Genomic DNA, 3,333 nt, shown 5'->3' with positions numbered 1-3,333 from the left:
GGTCTCGCTTCGCTCGAGACCGGGAGCTGCGCCGGTGTGGGCGCGTGGGGAGTGACCGCACGGTCCGGCGTATGCCTTGGGTGTGGTCGTGGGTTTTGCTGCTTTGGAGGCGGCCCACTGGCAATCGGCGTTCGTCGACTCTGCCGGGTCCTTGCGCCACTGCGCGATGATCTTGCGAGGGTTTCGAGTCAGCGTTCGGTGGCTAGGAGTTCGCGCCTCCCTCGGGGTTGCGGGCGCCGATTTTGCGCGGGTCTCCTACCGGCCTCTCTTAGTGCGAGCCGCTCGGTCGACTCGTGGGGGCAGAGCTTGTAGACCCGCCGCACACAGGCGGAGTGGTGGGCGGCTCCCCCGACACGTGAGTGTCGGAGGCGGTCGCTGGTTCAGCCGATGGGGAGAAGTACAATCGCACCGTTGGCTATTTGTGTATAGGGGTGGATCGCCCCCCTGCGCACGACAACATTGCACAGCCGTATGCACCCGCCCGCGTGGCGTCGGTCTTCGGTAGTGGCCTATCGGCAGCGAGTTGGCGCCGTCGGGCTTCGATCGATGACCGCCTCCGCGTCGCCGTCTCCAAGGGGATTCGGCCGGGTGCGCGCGTCGCAGCCAGGAGGGTTGCCGCGCGTCCGTACCCGGTACGGCTGACGACAGTCGGATCGCGCCACCGTGCGCTCGAGCCGGCGAAGACGAGAGGTTGAGAGAGAAGAATGACCGAAACAACTGAACGCAAGAGCACGGCCGTCGAGGTCGAACCGGGCGTGTACGAATCCGTCGCGCTGATCGACAACGGCAGCTACGGCACCCGCACCATCCGGTTCGAGACCGGACGCCTCGCCCGGCAGGCCGCCGGTTCGGTCGTCGCCTACCTGGACGACGAGACCATGCTGCTGTCGGCCACCACCGCGGGCAAGCAGCCCAAAGACCAGTTCGACTTCTTCCCGCTGACGGTCGACGTCGAGGAGCGGATGTACGCCGCGGGCCGCATCCCGGGATCGTTCTTCCGCCGTGAGGGCCGCCCCTCCACCGACGCGATCCTGACCTGCCGCCTGATCGACCGGCCGCTGCGCCCGTCGTTCGTCGACGGCCTGCGCAACGAGATCCAGGTCGTGGTCACGGTGCTGAGCCTGGACCCGAAGGACCTCTACGACGTGGTGGCGATCAACGCCGCGTCCGCGTCCACCCAGATCGCGGGCCTGCCGTTCTCCGGCCCGGTCGGCGGCGTGCGCGTCGCGCTGATCCACGACGGGGCCGGGTCCCAATGGGTCGCCTTCCCGACCACCGAGCAGCTCGAGGGCGCCGTGTTCGACATGGTCGTCGCGGGCCGTGTGGTCGACTCCGGCGACGTCGCGATCATGATGGTCGAGGCGGAGGCGACCGACAACGTCATCGCGCTGATCGAGGGCGGTGCGCAGGCGCCGACCGAGGCCGTCGTCGCCGAGGGCCTCGAGGCCGCCAAGCCGTTCATCGCCCGCCTGTGCCGCGCGCAGCAGGACCTGGCCGAGCTGGCCGCCAAGCCCACCGAGGAGTTCCCGCTCTTCCCGCCCTACGGCCAGGACGTGTACGAGGCCGTCGAGGGCACCGCCAAGCGCGAGCTGAGCGAGGCGCTGAGCATCTCCGGCAAGCAGGAGCGCGAGGAGAAGATCGACCAGATCAAGCTCGCCGTGCTCGAACGGCTCGTCGACGACTTCGCCGGACGTGAGAAGGAACTGGGCGCGGCGTTCCGCTCGGTCACCAAGAAGCTGGTGCGTCAGCGCATCCTGTCCGACGGTTTCCGCATCGACGGCCGCGGCCTCGCCGACATCCGTGCGCTGTCCGCCGAGGTCGCGGTGGTGCCCCGGGCGCACGGCTCGGCGCTGTTCGAGCGTGGCGAGACCCAGATCCTGGGCGTCACCACTCTGGACATGGTGAAGATGGCCCAGCAGGTCGACTCGCTCGGCCCGGAGACCAGCAAGCGCTACATGCACCACTACAACTTCCCGCCGTTCTCCACCGGTGAGACCGGCCGGGTCGGTTCGCCCAAGCGCCGCGAGATCGGCCACGGCGCGCTGGCCGAGCGGGCGCTGATCCCGGTCCTGCCCAGCCAGGAGGAGTTCCCGTACGCCATTCGCCAGGTCTCGGAGGCGCTGAGCTCCAACGGCTCCACCTCGATGGGTTCGGTGTGCGCCTCCACCCTGTCGCTGCTGAACGCGGGTGTGCCGCTGAAGGCGCCGGTCGCCGGTATCGCGATGGGTCTGGTGTCGGACACCATCACCAACGATCAGGGTGAGGAAGAGGTCCGCTACGTCGCGCTGACCGACATCCTCGGCGCCGAGGACGCCTTCGGCGACATGGACTTCAAGGTCGCGGGCACCCCTCAGTTCGTCACCGCCCTGCAGCTGGATACCAAGCTGGACGGCATCCCGTCGCAGGTGCTGGCCGGTGCGCTGAGCCAGGCCCACGACGCGCGCTCCACGATCCTGGACGTGATGGCCGAGGCCATCGCGACCCCGGACGAGATGAGCCCGTACGCGCCGCGCGTCACCGCGATCAAGATCCCGGTCGACAAGATCGGCGAGGTGATCGGCCCCAAGGGCAAGGTGATCAACCAGATCACCGAGGACACCGGCGCCAACATCTCCATCGAGGACGACGGCACCGTGTTCGTCGGCGCGACCGACGGTCCGTCCGCGCAGGCCGCGATCGACGCGATCAACGCCATCGCCAACCCGCAGCTGCCGAAGGTCGGCGAGCGCTTCCTGGGCACGGTCGTCAAGACCACCGCCTTCGGCGCGTTCGTCTCGCTGCTGCCGGGCCGTGATGGTCTGGTGCACATCTCCAAGCTGGGCAACGGCAAGCGCGTGGCCAAGGTCGAGGACGTGGTGAACGTCGGCGACAAGCTGCGGGTGGAGATCGCCGACATCGACAACCGCGGCAAGATCTCGCTCGTGCCGGTCGAGGAGAACGCCGAGGAGCCCGGCGACGACGCGGCCGATGCGGGCTCGGCCGGGACCGAGTAGTACTTGTCCCTGTGACGAAGAAGAAGACGACAACCCCTCTGCTCAGCACCGGGCAGGGGGGTTCGTCACTCGAGCTGCGGGTGGACTCGGACAGCGGAGTACGGCGCACCGTGCTGCCCGGTGGATTGCGTGTGGTCACCGAGCATCTGCCCGGGGTCCGCTCGGCGTCCGTCGGCGTCTGGGTAGGAGTCGGGTCGCGCGACGAGGGCCCGACCGTCGCGGGCGCCGCGCACTTCCTGGAGCACCTGATGTTCCCCCGGTTTCGTGGAGTCGAGATGCTGGACTTCAGGCCACGGGTTGGATGGACGGTTGCATCATTTCGTACTCGATCGGAGTCCGC

The 3,333-nt window shown here is 68.5% G+C and carries 2 protein-coding genes; both read left to right on the top strand.

All coding sequences use genetic code 11. The features are described from left to right. Positions 1–704 precede the first annotated feature (704 nt). Positions 705–2,993 (top strand): polyribonucleotide nucleotidyltransferase, encoded by a 2,289-nt coding sequence (locus ACFU5M_RS34210; RefSeq protein ID WP_379055720.1) that lies wholly within the window; start codon positions 705–707, stop codon positions 2,991–2,993. A gap of 38 nt (positions 2,994–3,031) precedes the next feature. Continuing rightward, positions 3,032–3,333, top strand: a 302-nt coding sequence (locus tag ACFU5M_RS34205; protein ID WP_379055722.1) for an insulinase family protein, incomplete at its 3' end; no start/stop codon positions are given.

Source organism: Nocardia sp. NPDC057455 (assembly GCF_042802775.1).
In the GTDB taxonomy this organism is placed as follows: Bacteria; Actinomycetota; Actinomycetes; order Mycobacteriales; family Mycobacteriaceae; genus Nocardia.
The sequence above is the reverse complement of the archived record's forward strand: the minus strand, read 5'-3'. Positions and strand labels throughout refer to the sequence as shown.